The organism is Pseudomonas sp. RA_35y_Pfl2_P32, assembly GCF_963970735.1.
GTDB lineage: Bacteria > Pseudomonadota > Gammaproteobacteria > Pseudomonadales > Pseudomonadaceae > Aquipseudomonas.
The window spans coordinates 1-512 of record NZ_CAXAQF010000220.1; the positions used below are offsets into that span (position 1 = coordinate 1).

Here is a 512-nt window from a genome sequence, read left to right on the forward strand (position 1 = left end):
ATGCGCTGATCGGCCGGCTCGAACACCACAGCGCGACCGAAGCCGACCAGTTCGCCGCCCCGATTACAGCGCCCGGCCGCCTGGGCAACGTTCGACAGGCCCGCGGCTGCACGCCACACCTCTGGAAAGGACACGTCGACGCCAGCCTCGATCAGACTCGTCGCCACCAGACGTACTGGCTTGCCCTCCGCGAGATCGGCGCGGACCTTGGCAAGCACCTCGCGCCGGTGCCGGGCACACATCAGCGTCGTCAGGTGGCGCGCGCCCGGCTGATCGCTGATCGCATCGAACAGATCGCGCGCATGACCGCGACTGTTGACGATGCACAGCATCTGCGGTTGTTGAGCGAAGCGCGCGACAATGGTCGCATCAGGCAGCGGCTCCTGCCGCCATTCGACCGAGACCCGCTTGAGGGCCTGGTACAGCGCGGCAGGATCGGGTGCCAGTTCGCGCTCGGTGGGAATATCGAATCCTTCGGCAACGCCTCCGGGTGTCGAGTGTGGCAGGGCACC

1 pseudogene is annotated in these 512 nt (G+C 67.2%); it reads right to left on the reverse strand.

Features of this window, described 5'->3' with window-relative positions:
* Positions 1 to 512: pseudogene (locus AACY45_RS27965) on the reverse strand (CRISPR-associated helicase/endonuclease Cas3); the annotation flags it as partial.